This is a genomic window from Sorangium sp. So ce176 (assembly GCF_051519835.1).
In the GTDB taxonomy this organism is placed as follows: domain Bacteria; phylum Myxococcota_A; class Polyangia; order Polyangiales; family Polyangiaceae; genus Sorangium; species Sorangium cellulosum_G.
This window is the reverse complement of sequence record NZ_CP150371.1, coordinates 10,206,834-10,230,819: the sequence shown is the minus strand read 5'-3', so window position 1 is coordinate 10,230,819 and position 23,986 is coordinate 10,206,834. Positions and strand designations below refer to the sequence as shown.

General features: G+C 72.6%; 4 protein-coding genes. All 4 read right to left on the bottom strand.

Annotated elements, in window-relative coordinates; translation table 11 throughout:
- Nucleotides 1–117 precede the first annotated feature (117 nt).
- The 4 genes from WMF42_RS38670 to WMF42_RS38655 are packed head-to-tail and all read right to left on the bottom strand — an operon-like array spanning nt 118 to nt 23,970.
- Nucleotides 118–1,437: a flavin-containing monooxygenase gene (locus WMF42_RS38670; RefSeq protein ID WP_437688201.1), complete on the bottom strand. Its 1,320-nt coding sequence runs from the start codon at nt 1,435–1,437 to the stop codon at nt 118–120.
- Nucleotides 1,434–7,937, bottom strand: a complete 6,504-nt coding sequence (locus WMF42_RS38665; protein WP_437688200.1) for an alpha/beta fold hydrolase — start codon at nt 7,935–7,937, stop codon at nt 1,434–1,436. Before WMF42_RS38665 ends, WMF42_RS38670 begins: the two co-directional genes overlap by 4 nt.
- Nucleotides 7,934–18,439 (bottom strand): SDR family NAD(P)-dependent oxidoreductase, encoded by a 10,506-nt coding sequence (locus tag WMF42_RS38660; protein WP_437688199.1) that lies wholly within the window; start codon nt 18,437–18,439, stop codon nt 7,934–7,936. Before WMF42_RS38660 ends, WMF42_RS38665 begins: the two co-directional genes overlap by 4 nt.
- On the bottom strand, nt 18,436–23,970 hold the full coding sequence (locus WMF42_RS38655; RefSeq protein WP_437694403.1) for a type I polyketide synthase: 5,535 nt from the start codon (nt 23,968–23,970) through the stop codon (nt 18,436–18,438). The genes WMF42_RS38660 and WMF42_RS38655 overlap by 4 nt, the downstream gene beginning before the upstream one ends.
- Between the last annotated feature and the right edge of the window lie 16 nt (nt 23,971–23,986).

Genomic DNA, 23,986 nt, shown 5'->3' with positions numbered 1-23,986 from the left:
TCTCGGGGCGAGTCGAGCGTGTGCCGCTCGCGGAGGCAGCGCCGTGGGCATGAAGCCCTCACGTCGACCCGCCCGGGTCGACTCGACCGCTGCTGCGAGGCGCGCGCCTGGCCTCCGTCAGGCGCGCACCACGTCTCCGGCTGCCCGTGCCGGGTTGAGCACTGACCGGAAGAAATTCATGACCTTCATCGCCTTCCATAGATCCGTCTCGACCCGGTGCCGCGGAGAGTTCAGGAAACGACCTCTGCCGATGTCGGGCTCGGGCCCTTGAATGAGCCTGCGCAGCACTCGAAATGCCTCGGTGTTCTTCTCGCGGGCGATCAAATAGTCTGTGACCAGCGCCCCGCCGCAGTTGAGCAGGTTGCCGAGCCCCGACGCCGCGTTGAAATAACCGACGAACACGAGGCTGTCGGCCTTTCGGTGGAACATCGACAGGAACAGCTCCAGCGCGCCGTCGCTCGGCCTCAGATCCTCCGCCAGGAACGGGAAATCCATCTCGTAGCCCGTCGCATAAAGGATGAGATCGACCTCCGCGCGCGTGCCATCCACGAACTCTACCGTCCGGCCCTCGAAGCGCCGGACATCCGGCTTGGGATGAATGTCCCCGTGGCCGATGTAGTAGAGGACCAGGGAGTTCAAGATCGGATGCGCCTCATGAATGGCGTGGTCGGGGCGCGGCAGACCGTAATCGACGGGGTCGTAGCCGGCCGCCTTGAACTCCCGCTGGACGAACGACCAGTACTCGTCCTGGGAGCGGAACCGCGACCCCATGTCCATGAGCCATTCCTGGGTGGGCTTGCCGTGAATGAACTTGGGCATGTAATGGTACCCACGCCGCGTGCTGTGGATCGTCTGCTCGGCCGCCAGCGCTGCGTCCACGGCGATGTCGCAGCCCGAGTTCCCGCCGCCGATGACGAGCACGCGCTTCCCGCGGAAGACCTCGTGTGACTTGTAGGCGGCCGAGTGCATCGTCTCCCCGCTGAAGACCCCCGGATAGCGCGGGGTGAGGGGCGTGCGCATGCGCCCGTTGGCCACGACGACGGCCGAGAACGTCCGCGTTTCTCCGTTCGAGAGGCGAACGCGGCAGCCCCCGCCATTCGGCGCCACGTGCTCGACGCGGGTGCCGAACAACGCTCTGTCGTAAAGGCCATAATGCGTCGCCAGGCTGCGCAGGTAGGACAGCATCTGCGCGTGGCTGGGATAATACGGGTAATCCGCCGGCATCGGGAAGTCGATGAACTGCGTGTTCTTCTTCGATGAGATCAGGTGGGTCGATTTGTACACGAGGCCCGAACGCTGGGAGAGCGCCCATGTGCCACCGAAGTCTTCATCGGCCTCGACGATCGTGAATTTCAGCCCCTCCTGGGCGAAGCACTTCCCGATGCCGATGCCGATGGGCCCGCCGCCAACGATGCAGTACTCAGGTTGGGCGCTCATGTCGTCTTGAACCCTTGAAGAATCCTCCGGAACAGCGCTGCGCGGCGGGTGTCTCCCCGTCGCTCGACGTCGTCGGCGACGCTCGCGACGATCCCCTCCACACCCTTGCCGAGCACGCGCTTCAGCGTGCCCATCGCGGCGTCGAGCTCCGCAGCCGGGATGTCGTAGCGCGGCTCGACGCGGATGCACGCTGGCGTCAGCGGCTGCATCGACAGCGCGACGGGCGCCACTGGATCTCGCAAGCACTCACTCCAGAGGAATGACGAGAACCAGTCACGGACGAAGCGGGGCCACCCGTCGAGATCGAACTGCACCGCCCAGAAGAGCCCCTCTCCCCAGACGCGCTTGACCAGGCCGCACTCGGCCGCGAAGTCGTTCAACGCGCCGGAGAATCGTCGCTCGGTCTCCGCGATCTGCGGCAGGATCCGGTCCTCCTTCAGGACGTCGAGCAGGCGCAGCGTCGCATGCGCCGTGAGCTGGCAGCGGAGCTGCTCCTGCAGCGCCGAGACCGCCGCCTCGTTGCGCTGCCGCGCGCGCGCCGCGACCTCCTCGGTGGTGAGGACGTAGCCCGCCAGGAGCTGGCAGTCCGTCCAGCCCACGCACACCGCGACGACGTCGGGGCGGGCGAGCTTGCCTTGCCAGTGAAACATCCGGCCACAACCCAGGCTCGTGTAGGTCTCGTCGACGCCCACCAGGTACCCCGACCGCTCCCGATGCCTGTCGATCACCTCGAGCACGGCATCCGGAACGCTCCGTAGACCGCCCCAGTCCGACTGCAGCGTCTCGAGCCAGACGAACCCGACGTCGTCCGACGTCAGCTTCACTTCGAGCTCGGCGGCCGCGCCTTCGCCGAACGGATCGACGGCCAGCACCTTGGACCAGGGGCAGCTCTCCACGAGGGCCTCCAGCGGCGAGCCGGGCTCCGCGTGCGAGACGAGCGCCCCGAGCCGCGTGAAGATGGGGCTCCCCTTGAGGACGAGCAGCGCCGAGCCCTTCCTCGCGGCGAGCAGCCCGAGCTTCACCGCCGTCTCGACCGCCGTCGCGGGGCCCGCCGCGGGAAAGACCCGCTCGAAGCCCGTCTCGCGCGGTATGCGCTTCTCGAGATCCGCCCAGTAGTCCCTCGTGATGTCGTGGGCGCCCAGGACCGACTGCGCGATCTCGGAGCCGGTGTGCCCTCGAAACGACGCGCTCGTCACGAGGTACAGGTTGACGACCCGGGCCGAGCTCCCGTCATCTCGCTCGATCTCGTAGCCGCGTCGGTCCGCGTGCCTTTGCCGGACCGCCAGCCCGAACGCGTCGAGCGACTCCAGCAGCACGGGGTTCACATAGCTCCGGTGAGCCTCCTTCGTGCGCCGTTGATCCGCGGCGATCGCGTGCAGGTTCGCGGTGGTGTCGCTCGTCACGACGGAGCGGAATCGCCGCAGGATGTTCTCCCTCACGACGGTGAGCGCGGGCCCCGCCATCGATCCGGGGACGCGCACAGCGAACTCCTCGGGCTGGCGCGTCCACACGCCGCTCTCATGGAAGCGCCGTATCGCGCACACGCCGAACGGCAGCTCGAAACCAGCGATGGCCTCGTCGAGCACCACGACGTCAGGCTTCGAGCGCAGCCTCGCCGAGACGAGCTCGCCGGTGTCCGCGTGCAGCTCTCCGAGCACCGACACGATCCCGCGCCGGGCGCACTCCGCCGCGACCGTCTCGAGGGTCGCGTCATCGCACGCCGTGGTGACGTACGCGGCGCCGATGTCCCCGGCGCCCTGCAGCATCCGGAGCAGCTCGCGCGGTTCGCCCACGAAGATCAGATCGGGGAAGAGCCTCTCCTGCGGGAGGAACTCGAAATGCCGGCGGAGAGCCCCCTCGGGATCGAGGACGAGCGTCTTCGCGTCGCCGAGGCCCCTGGAGAGCTTTGCCCGGCGGCGTCCGAACCGCAGCGCCGCGTCGACCGCCTCGATGCCGGACGGCATGAAGAAGCAGTGGTAGGGGCTGCTCGGCGCTTCCTGTCCGCTCAGGAGCCGGTTGAGCAAATAGCCGACCTGACCCGCGACGGGCGAGGCCTCCACCCCCGAAGCGATCTCTCCCTCTTCCAGGTAGCTCTTCAGCGCGCGGACCGACTCCTGGCTCATCTTGCGCAGCCCACCGCGCCGCGAGGCGCCGACCGCAGGAGACCTCGCCGGAGCGGTCCTGTCCCCGAGCACGAAGCCATTCACGAGGTGGACCAGCACGCCGCCGTGAGACAGGCCGAGGAAGTGCCCCGCGCCCTCGACGATGTGGAGCGTCGCGTTGGGATTGGCGCGCGCGAGCCGCTCGGCGTGGAGGGTCGGCACGTACCGATCCTCGGCTCCCGCCACGATCAGGGTCGGCACGGGGGGATGAGCGAGCGTCTCCGGCCGGAGCCGCGTGCTCAGCTGGGAGTAGAGCGGGAACTTGCTCACGTCGGCGAACTGCAGCGCCCGGAGACCGTCCGGGTGGCGTTGCGCCTCGGCCGCGACGAGGTGCATGCCGTTCACGACGCTCGCCGGGTCCGACGTCGTGCACGCCAGGACGAGCTTCGACACCCGCTCGGGGAACTGCGCGACGTAGGCCTGCGCGACGAGGCCACCGAACGAGTAGCCGACCAGCACGACAGACGAGAGGCCGAGCGACTGCCGCACGCCTTCGACCTGCCGCACGATGAAATCCATCGTGAGCTCGCCGCGCGGCAGCTCGCTCCGGCCTGCGCCAGGCGGATGAACCATGATCACCCGGTAGGTCTGACCGAGCGACAGGATATCCGGGTTCAAGGTCAGCGCGTCATGGGTCGCCAGCAGGCCGCCGAGCACGAAGAGCGGTACGCCCGAGCCGAGCGTGGCGAACTCCACGGCGTGTCCGTCGACGCCAGGGATCACGTGCAGCTCGATCTCGGCGTCCGAGCCTCGGGGCTCGGGGCTCGAGGGCGCCGCGGGCCCCTGGGCGCGAGGCGCGCTGGCCCGCGCGGGAGCGGTGCTCCCCCCGGCGAGGCCGGCGCTCAGGCCGGAGAGCCGGTCCGCGAGGTTGTAGCGCTCGACCAGGTGGCGGCTGAAATGCGCGAGCGTGTTGAACTCGAAGAAGCTCGTCGGCGTGATGTCCACGCCGAGCATCGCGTTGAGGCGCTCCGCGAGCTCGACAGAGCTGACGGACTCGAGGCCGTAATCGAACAGCGCCGTGTCGGGCAGGATGGTGGAGCGGTCGACGAAGAGGATCTGCGCCACGAGATCGCGGACGATCTCCTGGACGATCTCGACGGGCCTGGCCTGATCCGACGGCTGAACGGGCGGCGCCGGGCGTTCAACCCCGGAGGCCGAGCGCCGGGGCTCGGGGCCCGGGAGCACGGCGAGCCCTTCGGCGTGCATCGCGCTGGCCCAGAGCTCCTCGACGGTGGGTCCGCCTGCCGCAGGCGCGGCGGCGCCCTCGGCGGCCGCTGCGCCGACCACGGGGCGCTCGGCTCCGGCGGCCGCTCGTGGCGGCGAATCACCACGACCGGACGGGCCGATGGGAGCGGAGCTCCCCCCGGCGAGCCCGGCGCCGAGACCGGAGAGCCGGTCCGCGAGGTTGTAGCGCTCGACCAGGTGGCGGCTGAAGTGCGCGAGCGTGTTGAACTCGTAGAAGCTCGTCGGCGTGATGTCCACGCCGAGCATCGCGTTGAGGCGCTCCGCGAGCTCTACGGAGCTGACGGACTCGAGGCCATAATCGAACAGCGCCGCGTCGGGCAGGATGGTGGAGCGGTCGACGAAGAGGATCTGCGCCACGAGATCGCGGACCATCTCCTGGACGATCTCGACGGCCGCGCCCTGATCTGCTGCCTGAGCGGCCGCCGCCGGGCGCTCGGGCGCTGTCGCTCGCGCGGCGTGGCCGTTCAACGCGCTCGTGTGGCCGTTCAACGTGCTCGTGACGTGCGGACCGCTCTCGCTCTCCCGCGCCTCGCTCGTCGACGGGCCCCGGCCAGGGGGTGAGGGGCGCTCGGCCACCGCGAGCGCCTGCTCGGCCACGTCGAGCCTCCGCTCGGCCGGCGCGATCCGTGCGTGATGCGGGCCGTTCACGACGGCTGTCTCTGCGGTGTCCGCACGAGCCGCCCGCGGCACGTTCGCAGGGACCTCCCTCGGTGAAGCCCCGTTCCCTGGTGGAGCCGCCGGAGCCGGCGCCGCGGCGGACCTGAGATCGTACAGCTTGTCTCCGGAAGGCGCCCACAGCCGCCGCCGTTCGAACGGATAGGTAGGCAGCGCCAGCTTCTTCCAGGGATGCGGAAACAGCTCGCTCGCGTCGACCGCCTCTCCCGCGACCCAGCGCCGCCCCAGATCGGCGAGGCCAGAGAGCTGCCGCTGCCCGCCGTCTGTGGCCGCGGGCGATCGCCCATCGCTCACGAGGATGTCCGGGTCTCGCGAGGCGCCGTAAACGAACGCGGCGAGCTTTTGCTGCAACGTCCGCAGGCTCTCGGTCACGATGGCAAGCCGCGCCTCGAACGGAGCGCGGCCGAAGTACAGCGTCGCGCACATATCGTAGAAGAGCTCCCTCGCCTCGGGCTCCCTGAGGGTCGACATCCTCGAGAAGAAATCGAGAAAGCTCTGCGCGTGGGCGCGGAGCCGCTCGACGGAGCGAGCCGACAGGACGAACAACCGAGGCTGCGCGGACACGGTGCGCTGCAGCGCTGGCGCGTCGGCCTCCTCGACGATGACGTGCGCGTTGCTGCCTCCCGCGCCGAAGGCGGAGACGACGGCCCGCCGGGGGATCTCTCGAGTGACGCCGCCCGACGTGACCGTCTTGCGGTTCCAGGGAGCGGCGTGCCGCTGCACCTGGATGGGCGCCCTGTCGAAGTCGATGTTCGGGTTCGGGGGCTCGCAGTGGATCGAGGGCACGAGCTCCCGCGCCCGAAGCTGCAAGAGCACCTTCGTGAGGCCCGCGACGCCCGCGGCAGACTCCGCGTGCCCGATGTTCGATTTGACCGAGCCGATCGGGATCTTCTCCGGAACGCGGCCCACGGCCTTCTGGATGCCGCGGATCTCGATCGGATCACCCAGCGACGTGCCAGTCCCATGACCCTCGATGTATCCGAGCGTGTGCGGCTCGATCTTCGCGCGCTCGAGCGCGCGGGACAGGGAGGCCGATTGAGCGTTGGGATTGGGGGTCGTGTAGCCGCGCGCGCGCGCGCCATGGTTGATGCTCGTGCTCTTGATGACACCCCAGATCGTGTCGCCGTCTCGGCGCGCGTCGGCCAAGGGCTTGATGAGCACTGCGCCGACGCCCTCGGCGGGGACATACCCGTCGCCATCCGCGCCGTAGCTCCGGCACCGGCCGTCGCTCGCCAGGTACTTCCCGGCCTCCAGCAGCCGGTACTTGTTTGGATGGATCGTGACGTTGGTCCCTCCGACGAGGGCCATCTTGCAGTCTCCTGAGCGCAGGCTCGCGCACGCGAGGTGAAGCGCCGTCAGGGACGACGAGCACATCGTGTCCAGGGCCAGGCTCGGGCCGCTGAAGTTCAGGAAGTACGAGACGCGGTTCGGGATCGTCGCGTACGAGGAGCTCACCAGGGTCGGCTGGCCGAGGAGCGTCAGCTCCGCTCCAAAGACCTGATATTCGCCGTACATGACCCCCACGAAGACGCCGACGGACGCTGGCTCTCCGCTGCGACCCAGCCTGAGGGGGTCGTAGCCGGCGCTCTCGATGGTCTCCCAGGCGACCTCCAGGAAGAGCCGCTCCTGGGGGTCCATCCCTTCTCCTTCACGCGGCGAGATGCCGAAGAAGAGCGAATCGAAATCGGTGACGCCGTCGAGATACCCGCCCCAGCGGAGCGGGTCCGACGGATCCGGGTCCCACCTATCCTTCGGCAACGGCTCGATGCAGTCGCGGCCCTCGCGCAGATTGCGCCAGAACTCCTCGATGTTTCTCGCCTTCGGGTACCTGCCCGCCACCCCGATCACGGCGATGTCATCGCCGCTCTGGTCGCTGGATGACGTTCTGGCCACAGAGGGAGCGGGCGCCGCCGGCCGGGTGTCGACCCGGGGAAGTTCGACGCTCGACAGGACCGCTTCCGGGAGCGGGATCTGCTGGATCAGGGAAGCGAGATCGGAGAGATCGGCCGCGGAGGTCTGGGGCGAAGCGCCGCCGGGCGAAGCGCCGCCGGGCGAAGCGCCGCCGGGCGAAGCGCCGCTGGGGATGGCGTCGCTGGGTCGGGCGACCGGCACGCTCTGCGCAGGTCGCGGCGCCTCGGCTGGCTCGCCGTCGGGAAAGAGCGCGTGGAGCTGGTCTTGAAACTCTTCGACCAGGTAGCTGGCGACAGCGCGGATGGACGGGTACTCGAAGAACAGCGTGCGAGGCAGGCCGGAAAAATATTGCTCCAGCCTCGAATTCATCGCGATGACGAAGCGAGAGTCGAGACCAAACTCCTGGAAATCAGCGTCAGGAGAGATCGTGTCCCGGCGGATCTCACTGACCTCGGAGACCAGGTCCCCGAGAAATTCCTCCGTCTTCGCCAGCAACCAGCTTGTCATTGATGATCCTCCGTTCGCCCCTCTGAAAGCCACGGGCGCAGGAGCCGCCGGGCTGCGGCCCTCTGTCCGGCGACGACCGCCACCTGCGGCTCCTTCATGGCGATCGCTTGCCGAAACGCCGTCACACCGTCGCTGGTGTTGAGCGGCACGAGTCCACGCTTCAGGAGCTCGGTCTCGATGTAGTCTGGTACACCCATGCCTCCGTCGCCCCCCCACAAGGGCCAGTTGATGGAGATTGTGCGCCCCTGACGTCGGCCTGCTTGCCGGAGCGCTTCGCGCTGGATCGCGAATCCATCGAGGAACCCGTTCGCGGCCGCGTAGTCCGATTGCCCCTGATTGCCCAGGAGAGAGGCCAGGCCCGAGCACAGGACGAACATCTCGAGCGGATCGTCGCGCAGCAGGAAGTCCAGGTAGATGGCGCCGTTGACCTTCGGTCGCAGCACGCTGTCGACCTCCGCGAGGGTCTTCTTGATGAAGAAGCTGTCGCGGATGATCGCCGCCGCATGGATCGCCCCGCGGATGGGGCCGAGCGTCGCGCGGATGTCTCCGATGGCCCTGTCGGTGTCGCTGAGCACCCCGACGTCCGCCGAGTAGTAGAGCGCCCGGGCAGGACCTGACCTTATGCTGTCGATGGCCTGTCGCCGGGGCTCGTCGAGCTGCGAGCGACCGATGAGGGCGACGTTCACCTGGTACTCCCGCACCAGCATGTCTGTCAGGAGCAGGCCGATCTTGCCTGCGCCGCCGGTCAGGACGAACGTGCCGCCCGGCGCCAGCGGGAGCGCGTCTCGCAGGCGCTCCCGGGGGGCCGGCTCTCGCGAGAAGAGCTTCCGGACGTGGCGAGCGCCGTCGACATGCTGGACCACGTCGCTGCCGGTCGGGAGGCCGAGCTCCGTGGCGCAGGCGCGGCCGATGTGGCCCGGATCGGCCACGGCGATCACCTTGCCCACATACGTCGGGTTCTCCGTGCGGATGGTCCGGAAGAACGCCAGCACGGCTTCGTTCACGGGCACTGCGCTCGTCGCCGACGACGTGAGATAGAGGAGCTGCATCCCTTTTCGCCGCTCGGCCATGTGAGCCTTGAAGAGGCAGAACAACGAGCGGATCGCCGCCGCGACGTCACCGTCGCCCGGGAGCGCCGAGCCCTCGGCCGCGCTGCGGGACAGGTCCCAGAGATAGAGGGCCCGAAGCGACTTCGACCGGGCGTCGTCGAACTCGGCAAAGAGCGCGGAGAGATCCTCCTGGCTGTCGGGTCGGACCGCGTAGGCGGCGGGACCGGTGCGCTGAAAGCTCGGTCCGGAGCGGACGTGAATCAGCCGAGCCAGCGGCAGGAGCCCCCGGAGATGGGTGATCTGCGCGTCATCGTCCCCGAACACGACGATGTCTCCTGTCACGGAGGCGGCCATGACGGGCTTCTCCGGGACCCATGCGGGCGAGAAGAACAGCACCTCCGCCGACGGCGCGCGAGGGGACGCGTCGGCGTGGTCACCGCCAGGAGCTGGCACGTTGGCAGGAGCTGGCACGTTCCTGGGGCGAGCGGCCTCTCCGTTGCTTGGTCTCTTGGCGGGGGCGGAGGGCGCGTCGAGCTCGGCTCGGGAACGGAGCTTGCGGAACGTCAGGCCCGTGACGAGCGCGATGGGCTCGCCGTTCTCGCCGAGGAGCTGGAAGTCGAACGAGGGCGAGCCGTGCGCCTTGCCGCGTCGGGTCGCGCGAACGTACGCAGCGCGGTGAAGGCGCCCGAAGATCTGCACATCCTGGATGGCGGACGGCACGAAGTTGAAGCCCGCGTCGGTCGTGGGCCCGCTCAGCGCGCTGACCGCGTCGAGCCCGACGATGGTCTGAAAGGCGCCGTCGAGCAGGTTCGGCTGGAGGTGGTGCTCGGCTGTCGCGGACCCGGACGCCGGCAGCTCCACGCGTCCCACCACGTCGTTCGCGTTGCTGACGAGCCACGCGACGGACTGGAAAGCCCGGTCGTAGCTGAATCCGTAGCTTGCGAAGATGCCGTAGAGGTGGGCCCTGTCGAGACGAAGGGAGCACTCTCCGATGATCCGGCGGAGGTCGACCGCCGGCCACGGTCCGGGATCGCCGCCGATCAGGGTGCCCTGGAAATGGATGGTCCGCTGGTCGGAGTCTCCGCTGGAGACCTCGCATTCGAGGCCAGCCTTCGTGCGTCGTAGCTGGACGTCGAGCGACAGGCCCCCGGGCGGCACGATGGCGGGGGCGAACCAGGCCAGGTTCGCGGCGCGCACACAGGCCTGCCCGGCGCTCGCGGCGACGCGGAGCGCGAGGTCGATGTAGCTGGCGGCAGGGTAGAGGGTCTGGGAGCCGACGACGTGCCCGTGGACCGTCGGATCGTCCGCGCTCACGTGCACGCGCGTCCGCGTGGTGTCCGGGGTCCGGACCTCCGTGGGGCGAGGGCTCGGCTCGTCCACCCCGTATCGCCGTCGATGAAACGCGTAGGTCGGCAGCTCCACCCGCCGAGCGCCGGAGCCGGCGAAGAACGCCCTCCAGTCGAGGGAGTCGCCGCGAACATGAACGGCGCAAGCGGCGCTGACGAGCGCCTGCACCTCGTCGCCCTTCCGGTTCAGGCTGGAGACGAACGCGGGGGCCTTCGCAGCGCGCGTCACGCACTGCGACGCCATCGCGCACGTCGCCCCGTCCGGGCCGCACTCCACGTAGGTGGTGATGCCGTCCGCCTCGAGCGCGCGCACGCCGTCCGTCCAGCGAACGGCCTCGCGCACCTGCCGGACCCAGTGGTCGGGCGACGTCAACGCGTCGACAGGCGCCCGCTCGCCCGTGACGTTGCTCACGATCGGGATCTGCGGCGCCCGGAAGGTCAGCGTCGCCGCGACAGCGCGGAACGCTTCGAGCATCGGCTCCATGCGCGCCGAGTGGAACGCGTGGCTGACAGTCAGCCGTTTGACGCGGCGCCCCTGCGCCTTGAAGTGATCGCAGACAGCGTCGACAGCGTCCTCGTCGCCGCTGACGACGGTCTGCCTCGGGCCGTTGAGCGCCGCCAGCGACGCCCGCCCCTGCTGGGCGTCGAGCAACGGCCGCACGTCGTCCTCGGAGGCCTCCATGGAGGCCATCGCGCCGCCCGTCGGCAGCGCCTGCATCAACCGCCCGCGCGCCGCGATCAGCGCGCACGCGTCCGCGAGGTCGAGCACCCCAGCCACGTGCGCCGCCACGATCTCGCCGAGGCTGTGGCCCATCAAGGCGTCGGGCCGCAGCCCCCACGCCTCCCACTGCCGGTACAGCGCCACCTCCAGCGCGAACAGCGCCGGCTGCGCCCATCCGGTCTGGTGCAGCGTGCTCGCCTCCGGGGAGCCCTCGGTGGAGAAGAGGACGTCCTTCAGGGGCGCGTCGAGGTGAGCGTCGAGGCGCGCGCACACCTCGTCCAGCGCCTCGCGGAACACCGGGAGCGCCTCGTAGAGGCCGCGCCCCATCGCGGGCCGCTGGGCACCCTGCCCCGCGAACAGCACGGCGATCTTGCCGGCGCGGTGCTGCGCCGGTGTGGCCCACGCGCCGTTCAAGGCCAGCCCCCGCGCCGCGAACGCGTCGAGCGCGCCGCATATCTCGTCGCGTCCAGCGGTCGCGGCGACAGGCAGCGCCAGCCGCGCGGCGAGGTGCGTGCGCGTCGTGGCGAGGCTCGCCGTCACGTCGACCAGCCGCTGGTCGGGGCGCTCGCGCAGGTGCGCGGCGAGGCGCGCTGCCTGCGCCCGCAACGCCGCGAGGTCGCGGCCGGAGACCAGCAGCGGCAGAGAGGGCAGCGTCACCGGCGCTTCCGGCGCGGCCCCCGCCTGCGGCGGCTCCGGGGCCTCCTCGACGAGGATGTGCGCGTTGGTGCCGCTGATGCCGAACGACGAGACGCCCGCGCGCCGCCGCCGCGCGCTCTGCGGCCACGGCACCGCGTCGACCAGGAGCCTCACGTGCCCCTGCGACCAGTCGATGTCCGGCGAGGGCGTGTCGGCGTACAGCGTCCTCGGGAGCTGCCCGTGCTGCATTGCCAGCACCATCTTGATCACGCCGGCGACCCCTGCGGCGGCCTGCGTGTGCCCGAGGTTGGACTTGATCGAGCCGAGCCACAGCGGCTGCCCCGCGGTGTGGGCCTGGCCGTAGGTCGAGAGCAGCGCCTGCGCCTCGATCGGGTCGCCGAGGCGCGTGCCGGTGCCGTGCGCCTCGACGGCGTCGACATCGGCCGCCGTCAGCCCGGCCACCGCCAGGGCCTTCTGGATGACCGCCTCCTGGCTCGGGCCGTTGGGCGCGGTGAGCCCCTGGCTGCGGCCGTCCTGGTTGACGGCCGAGCCGCGGATCACCGCCAGGACGCGGTCGCCGTCGCGCTGCGCGTCCGACAGCCGCTTCAGCAGCAAGACCCCGCAGCCTTCGCCCCAGCCGACGCCGTCGGCCGTGGCCCCGAACGCCTTGCATCGGCCGTCCGAGGCGAGGATGTCGAGCCGGCCGAACTCCGAGAAGATCTCGGGCCTGCCCATGACTGTCACGCCCCCCGCCAGCGCCAGATCGCACTCTCCGGTCCGCAGCGACGTGCACGCGAGGTGAATCGCCACGGCCGACGAGCTGCACGCCGTGTCGACGGTCACCGCCGCGCCCTGCAGGCCGAGCGCGTAGGAAATACGCCCCGAGGCGGTGCTCAGCGCGGTCCCGGTGAGCGCATAGCCCTCGCTCGATACCGAGCCGTGACCAGCGGCCATGCCGCCCACCATGCCCACGAACACACCCGTGGAGCTCCCTTCCAGCGACTGCGGGACGATGCTCGCGCGCTCGAGCGCCTCCCAGGTGCACTCGAGGAGCAAGGCGTGCTGCGGGTCGAGGAACCTGGCCTCGCGCGGGGTGATCCCGAAGAACTCGGCGTCGAACTTGTCAGCGTCGTAGAGGAAGCCGCCCCGGCCACTGAACGGTTTGCTCGAGGCACCCGGATCACGGCCGAGGATCTGCTCCACGCTCCAGCCTCGCTCCTCCGGGAGCGGGCCGATCGCGTCCCGTCCCTCGGAGAGCAGCCTCCACAGCGCCTCGGGGCTATCGACCCCGCCGGGGCACCGACACGCCATGGCGACGATCGCGATCGGCTCATCCAGGGGAGCACGCCGGCTGCTCGGCACGAGGCTCGCCACGGCCTCGCTCGAGGCGAGATCGGCGCCGGCTTGCTTGAGCAGGAATCGGCTGATGGCGCTGGGCGTCGGATGGTCGAAGACGAGCGTCGCCGGCTGCTTGGCCTCCGTCCGCGCCGCCAGCCGGTTCCGCAGCTCGACAGCGGTGAGGGAGTCGAGCCCCAGCTCCTTGAGCGGCCGATCTGGCGGCACCGCCGCGGCCCCCGGCAACCGGAGCACGCGCGCCGCCTCCGCCCTGACGAGCTCGAGGACCGCCGCGAATCGTTCGCTCTGGGGCCGCCGCGCCAGGAGCGCGCGCAGCGCCGAGGCCCTGCCGCTCGCGCCGTCGCCCGCGGCGGCGCGCCGCGCGGGCGCGCCGCGCACCAGCTCGCGCAGCATCGGCGAGGCGGGCGCGCCGTCGCGCGCGGCTCGCTCGAGCGCGGCGAGGTCGAGCGGCGCCGGCACCAGGAGCGGGTCCGGCCGCTGGAGCGCCGCGTCCAGCAGCTCGAGCCCTTCTTGCGGCGACATCGTCACGACACCCAGGCGCTTCATCCGGGCGATGTCGGCCGCGCCGAGGTGCGCCGTCATGCCGAGCCCTGCCTGCGCCCAGAGGCCCCAGGCGAGGCTCATCGCGGGCACGCCGCGCGCGCGCAGGTGCGACGCGAGCGCGTCAAGGAACGTGTTGGCCGCGGCGTAGTTCGCCTGCCCCGGGCTGCCCAGCGTGCCGGCCGCCGACGAGAACAGCACGAAGGCCGCGAGCGGCGCGTGCTTCGTCAGCTCGTGGAGGTGAATGGCGCCGTCGACCTTCGGCCGCAGCACGCGCTCCAGTTGCTCGGCCGAGAGCTTGGTCACGATGCTGTCGTCCAGCACGCCTGCGGTGTGCACGACGGCCGTCAGCGGGCGCGTCGCGGGGACCGACCGGACCACCGCCGCCAGCGCCGCTGCATCCGCCGCGTCGCACGCGGCGACGTCGACCGTCACCGCGCCCGCCGCGCGCAGCTCTTCCACCAGCGCCGCGGCGTCGGGCGCGTCCATCCCGCGCCGCGACGTCAGCACGAGGTGCCGCACGCCGTGCGCCGTCACCAGGTGCTTCGCGACGTGCCGCCCGAGCTCCCCGGTGCCGCCCGTGAGCAGCGCCGTCCCGTCCGGGTCCAGCCGCATCGGCGCCGGGGCGCCGGCGCGATCGCGCGGCACGCCGAGCCGGGGCGCCAGCGCGATCCCCTGCCGGAGCGCCAGCTCGGGCTCCGCCACGGTCTCGAGGGCCCTGTCGAGCAGCTCCGTCGCGGCGGCGTCAGGCCCGAGGTCGATGAGGCGCACCCCGCGGTCCGGGTGCTCACTCCGCACTGCGCGCAGCAATCCCCAGAGCGCCGCGTGGCCCAGGTCTTCGACCCCCACGTCTGGGCCGGTCGACACAGCCTCGCGCGTCAGCACCACGAGCTCGGTGTCCGTCAGTCGCGCGTCCGCCAGCCATCGCTGCACGAGCTCGAGGGCCTGGCGCGTCGCCTGGTGCACAGCCGCCGGCACGTCGCCGTCGTGGCGCGTCCGCGCGTCGACCACGAGCCGCCTGGGCGCGGGGCGCGCCGCCTCGCCGTCGGCCAACAGCTCATCGAGGTTGCCGGCGCGTCGCGCGCCCAGCCTCGTCGCGAGCTCGCTGTCCGGTCCGAGCACGACCTGCTCCCCCGCAGACCGCGGCGGCTCCGCCAGCGCCACCGCCTTCCACTCGACCCCGTACAGGTGCTGGGTCGCGGTGCTCATGGCGCGCACCTGGGCCGCGGTCGTGCGACGCACCTCCACCGACCCCACCGTCGCCACGGGTTGACCGTCCGCGTCTGCCATCGTCAGCGACGCCGACACGTGCTCCGCGTCCGCGTCCGCGAGATCGATGCGCACCCGCAGCTCGGTCGCCCCCTGCGCCGCGAGCGTCACGTCCGACCAGGCCCGGGGCAACAGCACGCCCGCGTGCTCCGCGTCCTGCCCGAGGAGCACCAGCGCCAGCGCGTGCAGCGCCGCGTCCCACAGCGCCGGGTGGAGCCCGTGGCCCTGCGTCGCGCCGGCCGCCAGCACCGCGCGCGCATAGATGCGCCGCCCCGCCTGCCAGGCCTCCACGAGCGCGCGCAAGCTCGGCGCGTAACGCACGCCGGCGGCCTCCAGCCGCGCGTAGGCGTCGCTGACGTCCACCGGCGCCGCTCCCTCCGGCGGCCACGCCTCGAGCCCCGTGTCCGCCGCCGCGCTGGCGCGCGCTCCCCCGAGCAGCCCCGTGGCATGCAGCGTCCATTCCGCGTCCAGCCCGGCGGTCTCCGCGCGGCTGTACACGGAGAACGGCCGGCGTCCCGCCTCGTCCGGTCCCTGAACCGCGACCTGGACGTGCGCCGCGCCCCGCGCCGGCAAGATCAGCGGAGCGGGCACGACCAGCTCGGTCACCCCCGCCGCCCCCATCGCGTCAGCGGCTTCGAGCGCCAGCTCCAGAAACCCCGTCGCCGGGAACAGCGTCCGCTCGAAGACGACCTGTCCCGACAGCCACGGGTGCTCCGCTGTCGACAGCCGACCCGCCAGGATGTAGCTGTCCGTGCCGGCGACCCGCGTTGCGGCGCCCAGCAGCGGGCGGCCCGTCGCCGCGAGCCCGAGGTCGCTCGCGTCGATCCGGCTCCTCGACCCCTCGAGCCAGTAGCGCTGCCGCTGGAACGCATACGTCGGCAAGTCCACCAGGTCGCCGCCGTACGGCGCGAGCACCCTGGCCCAGTCCACCGGATGCCCCTGGACGTGCAGCGCGCCCAGCGCTGAAACAAGACGCCCCAGGCCGCCGTCGTCGCGCTGCAGGCTGCCCACCACCACGCCGCCGCGCTCGGCGCTCGCGGCCGTCAGGGGGATGGCCAGCACCGGATGCGCGCTGATCTCGACGAACACCCCGTGCCCGTCGTCCAGGAGCCGGGCCAGCGCCCTGTCGAGCCGCACCGGCTCGCGCAGGTTGCGGCACCAGTATGCCGCGCCGAGCTCCGGGCCGGCGAGCACCTCTCCCGTCACCGTCGAGTACAGCGGGATGGCGCAGGTACGGGGCTCGACCGAGGCCAGGCAGGCCTCGAGCTCCGGCAGGATCGCGTCCACGTGCGCGCTGTGCGACGCGTAGTCGACGTTGACCCGCCGCGCGAAGACCTCCTCGTGCTCCAGCTCGGCCAGCAGGCGATCGACCGCTGCGGCGTCCCCGGACACCACCGTCGAGCCCGGCGTGTTCACCGCCGCCACCGAGAGCTGCCCTCCGAACCGAGAGAGCCGCTGCTCCACCTCGCCGACGGGGCGCTCGATCACGGCCATCGCGCCGCCGCCGGCGATGCGCCGCACGAGCTGGCTGCGCAGCGCCACCACCCGCGCCGCGTCCTCGAGCGTCAGCGCCCCGGCGATGTATGCCGCCGCGACCTCGCCCTGGCTGTGGCCGACCACGGCCGAGGGCTCGATGCCCCACGCCCGCCAGACAGCCGAGAGCCCCACGGCCATCGCGAACAGCGCCGGCTGCACCACGTCCACGCGGTCGGCGGGCGGCACCGCCTCTCCCTGCTCCCCGCGCAACACCGAGAGCACCGACCAGCCCGTGAACGGCCGCAGCGCCGCGTCGCAGGCGGCGACAGCGGCGGCGAACACCTCGGACTCGGCCAGCAGCGCCCGTCCCATCGCCGGCCACTGGCTCCCCTGGCCCGGAGCCACGAACACGACATCGCCGCGCGCGCGCGCCTCGCCCAGGGTCACCGCGGGGTGCGGCTCCCCTTGCGAGAGCGCCGTCAGGGCCGCGGCCGCATCGGCGGCGCTTGCCGCCGTCACCGCCGCGCGCGCCCCCAGGTGCGTGCGCCGCAGGGCGGCCGTGTGCACGACGTCCGCCCTGCGCGCCTCCGGGTGCGCCGCGAGCCACGCCGCCCACCGCTCTGCCTGCGCCCTGAGCGCCGCCTCATCCCGCCCCGACACGAGCAGCGGCAGCGCGACAGCGGGCGGCTCTGCTCCAGGGCTCGTCACCTCCGCGACGGGCGCCGGCGCCTCCTCGATGATGACGTGCGCGTTGGTGCCGCTGACGCCGAAGGACGAGACAGCCGCGCGCCGCGGCCTGTCGGTGCGCGGCCACGGCACGGGCTCGTTGAGGAGCTTGACGTGCCCCCGCGACCAGTCGACGTGCGGCGAGGGCGGGTCGGCGCGCAGCGTCCTCGGCAGCTCTGCGTGCTGCAAGGCAAGCACGAGCTTCATCACGCCCGCGACCCCCGCGGCGGCCTGCGTGTGCCCGAAGTTGGACTTGATCGAGCCGAGCCAGAGCGGCCGCTCCGCTGTGTGCGCCTTGCCGTAGGTCGCCAGCAGCGCCTGCGCCTCGATGGGGTCGCCGAGGGGCGTGCCGGTGCCGTGCCCCTCCACCGCGTCGATGTCCGCCTGGGTGAGCCCCGCCGCGGCCAGGGCCTGGCGGATGACGTCCTGCTGGGCCGGGCCGTTGGGGGCGGTGAGCCCCTGGCTGCGGCCGTCCTGGTTGACGGCGGAGCCGCGGATCACCGCCAGGACGCGGTCGCCGTCGCGCTGCGCGTCCGACAGCCGCTTGAGGACGAGCAGCCCGCAACCCTCTGACCAGCTGACGCCGTCGGCCCCGGCGCCGAACGACTTGCATCGACCGTCGACCGCGAGGGCCCGCTGCCGGCTGAACTCGATGAACGGGGCCGGCGTCGCCACCACGGCGACGCCGCCCGCCAGCGCCATGTCGCACTCGCCACGGCGGAGCGCCGTGCACGCGAGGTGGAGCGACACGAGCGACGACGAGCACGCCGTGTCGACTGTCACCGCGGGGCCGCGGAGCCCCAGCGTGTAGGAAATGCGCCCGGAGGCCGTGCTCCCGGCGCTGCCGATGCCGATGTAGCCGTCGAGGGATTCGGGCTGGTTCAGCAGCCGCAGGCCATACTCCGTGTACATCAGTCCGATGAAGACGCCCGTGGCGCTCGCGCCGAGCGTGTGGGGCGCGATGCCCGCGCTCTCGAGCGCTTCCCAGGCGCACTCGAGCAGCAGCCGCTGCTGCGGGTCGATGCGCTCGGCCTCGCGCGGGCTGATGCCGAAGAACATCGGATCGAAGCGGTCGGCGTCGTGGAGGAACCCGCCCTGCGTGGTGATCGACTTGCCCGGCGCGTCCGGGTCGGGGTCGTACAGCCCCGCCACGTCCCAGCCGCGCCCCTCGGGGAACGGCCCGATCGCGTCCCGCCCCTCGGAGAGAAGCTGCCAGAGCGCCGCTGGGCTGTCCACGCCGCCCGGGTAGCGGCACGCCATCGACACGATCGCGATCGGCTCGACCGACTTCGCCCGCAGGCCGTCGATCTCCGTGTTGAGGCGGCGGATCTCGACGACCGTCTTCTCCAAGGCGCGGCGGAACGAAAGCACCTCGTCCTTCACTTGGTTCCTCCGGTGGACGCGAAAGCAAGCTTCAGCAGCTCTTCATCTTCGAGGTGTTCGACCATCAGCTCATCGGTTCTCGGCGTGACGTCATCGGACGTCGTCTGGTCGGGGGCGAGTCGGAGCAAGCTCTGGAGGAGCCCTGCCTCCCGCAAGGTTGTTATCGGGATGCGCGCTATCGCGGCCCGGATCTCGTGTTCTTCGTCCGGAGCGCGCCCCGGTTGGCCCGGGTGTGCGTTCTCGCCGGAGAGGTTGAGCAACGTGCCCAGATAGGACGCAATGGCCCCGGGCGTGGGGTAGTCGAACACGAGCGTCGCGGGCAGCGCCGCCTCGACGCGCGGACCCAGGCGATTGCGCAGCTCGACCGACATGAGCGAGTCGAGCCCCAGCTCCTTCAGCGGCCTGTCCGCAGGGATATGGGCGGGGCCCGGCAACTGGAACACCTCCGCGACTTCCGTGCGCACCAGATCGAGCAGCACCTTCTGGCGCTCGGCCCCGGGCAAGGGCGAGAGCCGCGCGCGCAGCGCCGCTGCTCCGTTCCCGTTCCCGTTCGCCCCGGAAGCGGACGCCGCCGTGCGCCGGCCGGCCGGTGCGCGCACGAGCCCGCGCAGCAGCGGCGGCACCGGCCCGGCGTTGCTCCCCGCGCGTTGCAGCGACGAGAGGTCGAGCGCGAGCGGCACCAGCGCCGCCTCGGGGTGCGCGAGCGCGCGATCGAGCAGCCGCAGGCCCTGCGCGACCGACATCGCCACGACGCCGTGTCGCTTCATCCGCGCCCGATCGGCGGCGCCGAGGTGCGCCGTCATGCCGATCCCGCCTTGCTCCCAGAAGCCCCACGCCAGGCTCATCGCGGGCACGCCGCGCGCGCGCAGTCGCGCCGCCAGCGCGTCCAGGAACACGTTGGCCGCCGTGTAGTTCGCCTGCCCCGGGCTGCCCAGCGTGCCCGCCGCGGACGAGAACATCACGAAGGCCGCGAGCGGCGCGTGCTTCGTGAGCTCGTGGAGATGAATGGCGCCGTCGACCTTCGGCCGCAGCACGCGCGTGAGCTGCTCGGCCGAGAGCTTCGTCACGATGCCGTCGTCCAGCACGCCCGCCATGTGCACGACCGCCGTCAGGGGATGCGCCGCCGGGATCGCCTCCACGACCGCCGCCAGGGCCGGGCCAGCGGCGACGTCGCACGCGGCGACGTCGACCGTCGCCGCGCCCGCCGCGCGCAGCTCTTCTACCAGCGCCGCAGCGTCGGGCGCGTCCATCCCGCGCCGCGACGTCAGCACGAGGTGCCGCACGCCGTGCGCCGCCACCAGGTGCCGGGCGACCTGCCGCCCCAGCTCCCCGGTGCCGCCCGTGACCAGCACCGTCCCGTCAGGGTCCAGCCGTGTCGCCGGCGCCGCGGCGGGCTTTGCCTCGCGCAGGCGAGGCGCGCGCGCCTCGCCGCGGCGCAACGACAGCTCCGGCTCCGCCACCGCGGCCAGCGCCCGGCGCAGGAGCGCCCCGTCCAGCGGCTCGCGCCCCAGGTCCAGCACCCGGACCGCGCGGTCGGGGTGCTCGGCGCGCGTGGCCCGCAGCAGCCCCCAGACGGCCGCCGGCCCCAGCGCGTCAACGCCCTCGTCCGGCCCTGTCGCCACGGCGCAGCGCGTCACCACGAGGAGCTCCGTCGCCGTCAGCTGCGGCGCGGCGAGCCATCCCTGCACCAGGGCCAGCGCGCCGCGCGCCGCGGCGTGCACGGCCGTGACGACCGCGCCCGCGTCGCCCGCCGTCAGGTCCACGACAAGCCGCCGCGGCGCGGCCGCGCCGTCCGCCAGCGCCTCGAGCAGCTCCGGCAGCCCGGCCGCCGCGCGCACGCCCAGCGCCGACGCCAGCGCACCGTCACCGCCGAGCACGACGTGCTCTTCGGGCGCCCACGCCGCCGCCTCCAGCGCCACGTCCGTCCACGCGACCCGGTACATCGGCTCCGCACGGCTCGCGGCGGACCGCGTCTGCGCCGCGCTCGCCCCGCGCACCCGCCCTGTCGTCGCCACGGTTCGTCCGTGCGCGTCGGCCAGCAGCAGCGACGCCACCGCCGGCGCGCCGCCCTCCGCCTGCTCCAGCGTGATGCGCGCCCGCAGCTCGGTCGCGCCGGCCGCGTACAGCGCCACGTCCGTCCACGCGAACGGCACCAGCACCGGGTCGCCAGCGGCCGCCTCCTCGCGCGACAGCCGCGCCAGCGACTGCAGCGCCGCATCGAAGAGCGCCGGATGGAGCCCGAAGCCCTGCTCCGTGCCCGCGACAGCGTCCGGCAGCGCGACGTGCGCGTACAGCGTCCGGTCCGCGCGCCAGAGCCCGCGGAGCCCCTGGAACGCCGGGCCGTGGCCGTAGCCGTGCTCGGAAAGCTGCTCATACCCGCCGTCGAGCGCCACCGCCTCCGCGCCCGGCGGCGGCCACTCCGAGAGCCCCGCCGCCTCGTCGGCTCCCGCCGGCGGCTCCGCGCTCAGCACGCCTGTCGCGTGTTGCGTCCACTCGAGGTCGACGAGCCCATGCGGCCGGCTGTGGATCGCGAACGCCCGCCGGCCATCCGCGTCGGCCTCGTCGACCGTCACCTGGAGCTGCACCGCGCCGCGCGCCGGCAACACGAGCGGCGTCGTCAGGGTGAGCTCCGCGATCGCGGCGGCGTTCACCGCCTGGGCCGTCGCCCACGCCAGCTCGACGAACCCCGTTCCTGGCATCAGCGCCGTGCCCGCCACCACGTGGTCCAGGATCCACGGGTGGTCGACCGTCGACAGCCGCCCGCTCAGCACGTAGACGTCCCGATCGGCGAGCCGCACCGCCGCGCCCAGCCAGGGGTGGTCTGCGGCCGTGAGTCCGACGCTTTCGAGCCCCGCCGCGCGCCGCGGCGCATCGATCCAGTAGCGCTGCCGCTGGAAGGCGTAGGTGGGCAGCTCGACGCGGCGAGCGCCGGTGGCGTCGAAGAGGCGGGGCCAGTCGAGGGCGTGTCCGCGGACGTGCAGGGCGCAGGCGGCCTGGGCGATGGCGAGGGCCTCGTCGCGGTCCTTGCGGAGGCTGGGGACCAGGCCTGGGTCGCGGGTCTCGTCGGCGGTGAGGCAGTCTGCGGCCATGCCGCCGAGCACCGGGTCGGGCCCGCACTCGAGGTAGGTGGTGACGCCGGTGGCGTGCAGCGCGCGCACGCCGGCGACGAAGCGCACGGGCTCGCGCACGTGGCGCACCCAGTAGTCGGGCGAGGTGAGCTCGTCGGCGGTGGCCATGCGCCCGGTGACATTGCTCACGACGGGCAGGCGCGGGGCGCGGTAGGTCAGGCCGCGAGCGACGCTGGCGAAGGCGTCGAGCATGGGTTCCATGCGGGCCGAGTGGAAGGCGTGGCTGACGTCGAGCCGCTTGGCGCGCCGGCCGAGGGCGATGAAGTGGGCGCAGACATGGTCGACGGCGGGCTGGTCGCCGCTGACGACCGACTGGCGTGGAGCGTTGAGGGCGGCGAGCGAGAGGCGTCCGGTGTGCTGGTCGAGCAGGGGCAGGAGCTCGTGCTCGGTGGCCTCGATGGAGGCCATGGCGCCGCCGTGGGGGAGGGCCTGCATGAGCCGTCCGCGGGCGGCGACCAGGGCGGCGGCGTCGGGGAGGTCGAGCACGCCGGCGATGTGGGCGGCGACGATCTCGCCGAGGCTGTGGCCGAGCAGCGCGTGGGCGCGCAGGCCCCAGGCTTCCCACTGTCGGTAGAGCGCGACCTCGAGAGCGAACAGGGCAGGCTGCGCCCATCCTGTCTGGTCGAGCAGCGCGGCGGCCTCGGTGCCGGCGTCTGCGAAGAGGACGGTGAGGAGGGGCCTGTCGAGGTGTCGGTCGAGCTCGGCGCACGCGGCGTCGAGCGCGGCGCGGAAGACGGGGTGGGTGGCGTACAGGGCGCGCCCCATGCCGGCGCGCTGGCTGCCCTGGCCGGTGAAGAGCACCGCGAGCTTGCCGGGCGGCTGCCCCGGCGCGGTCACGGCGGCGCCGCTGGGCGCCGGGCCGCCTGCGGCGAACTGCGCAAGGCGGGCGCTCAGCTCCTCCGTAGCCGCGTCTGCGGCGACCGGCAGCGCGAGGCGCGTGGCGAGGTGCGTGCGCGTCGTGGCCAGGCCCGCGGCGATGTCGAGCAGCCGCTGGTCCGGGTGGGCGCGCAGGTGCTCGGCGAGCCGCCCGGCCTGGGCGCGCAGCGCCGGCTCGTCGCGACCCGACAGGAGCAGCGGCAGCGTCGACGGCACCCCCGCCGCCGCTGCTGTGTGCGCGGCCGCTGGCGCTTCGGCCGGCGCCTCCTCGATGATGACGTGCGCGTTGGTGCCGCTGACGCCGAAGGACGAGACAGCCGCGCGCCGCGGCCTGTCGGTGCGCGGCCACGGCACGGGCTCGTTCAGGAGGCTGATGTGCCCCTGCGACCAGTCGACGTGCGGCGATCGGGGCTCCGCATACAGCGTCCTCGGCAGCTCCGCGTGCTGCATCGCCAGCACCAGCTTGATGATGCCCGCGACCCCCGCGGCGGCCTGCGTGTGCCCGAAGTTGGACTTGATCGAGCCGAGCCAGAGCGGCCGCTCCGCTGTGTGCGCCTTGCCGTAGGTCGCCAGCAGCGCCTGCGCCTCGATGGGGTCGCCGAGGGGCGTGCCGGTGCCGTGCCCCTCGACGGCATCGACGTCGGCGGGCGTGAGCCCCGCCGCGGCCAGGGCCTGGCGGATGACGTCCTGCTGGGCCGGGCCGTTGGGGGCGGTGAGCCCCTGGCTGCGGCCGTCCTGGTTGACGGCGGAGCCGCGGACGATCGCCAGGACGCGGTCGCCGTCGCGTTTCGCGTCCGACAGCCGCTTGAGCACCAGGATCCCGCAGCCCTCCGCGGGGCCGATGCCGTTCGCCGCCGCCCCGAAGGCCTTGCACCGTGCGTCCGGGGCCATGCCGCGCTGGCGGCTGAACTCGATGAAGGCCATCGGCGTGGCCATCACGGTGGCGCCGCCGGCGAGGGCCATGTCGCACTCGCCCGCGCGGAGCGACATGCACGCGAGGTGGAGCGACACGAGCGACGACGAGCACGCCGTGTCGACTGTCACCGCGGGGCCGCGGAGCCCCAGCGTGTAGGCGATGCGCCCCGAGCCGACGCTGGGAAAGCTGCCGGTGGCGACGTAGCCGTCGAAGACCTCGAGGTGCTCCAGCAGCCGCCCGCCGTAGTCGCTGTACACCAGCCCGACGAAGACGCCTGTGGCGCTCGCCTCGAGCGCGTGGGGCGCGACGCCCGCGCGCTCGAGCGCCTCCCAGGCGCACTCGAGCAGCAGCCGCTGCTGCGGGTCCATGCGCTCCGCTTCGCGCGGGCTGATGCCGAAGAACGTCGGATCGAAGCGGTCGGCGTCGTAGAGGAAGCCGCCCTGCGTGGTGACCGACTTGCCCGGCGCGTCCGGGTCGGGGTCGTACAGCCCCGCCACGTCCCAGCCGCGCCCCTCGGGGAACGGCCCGATCGCGTCCCGGCCCTCCGAGAGCAGCTCCCACAGCCGCGCGGGACCGTCGACGCCGCCCGGGTAGCGGCACGCCATCGACACGATCGCGATCGGCTCG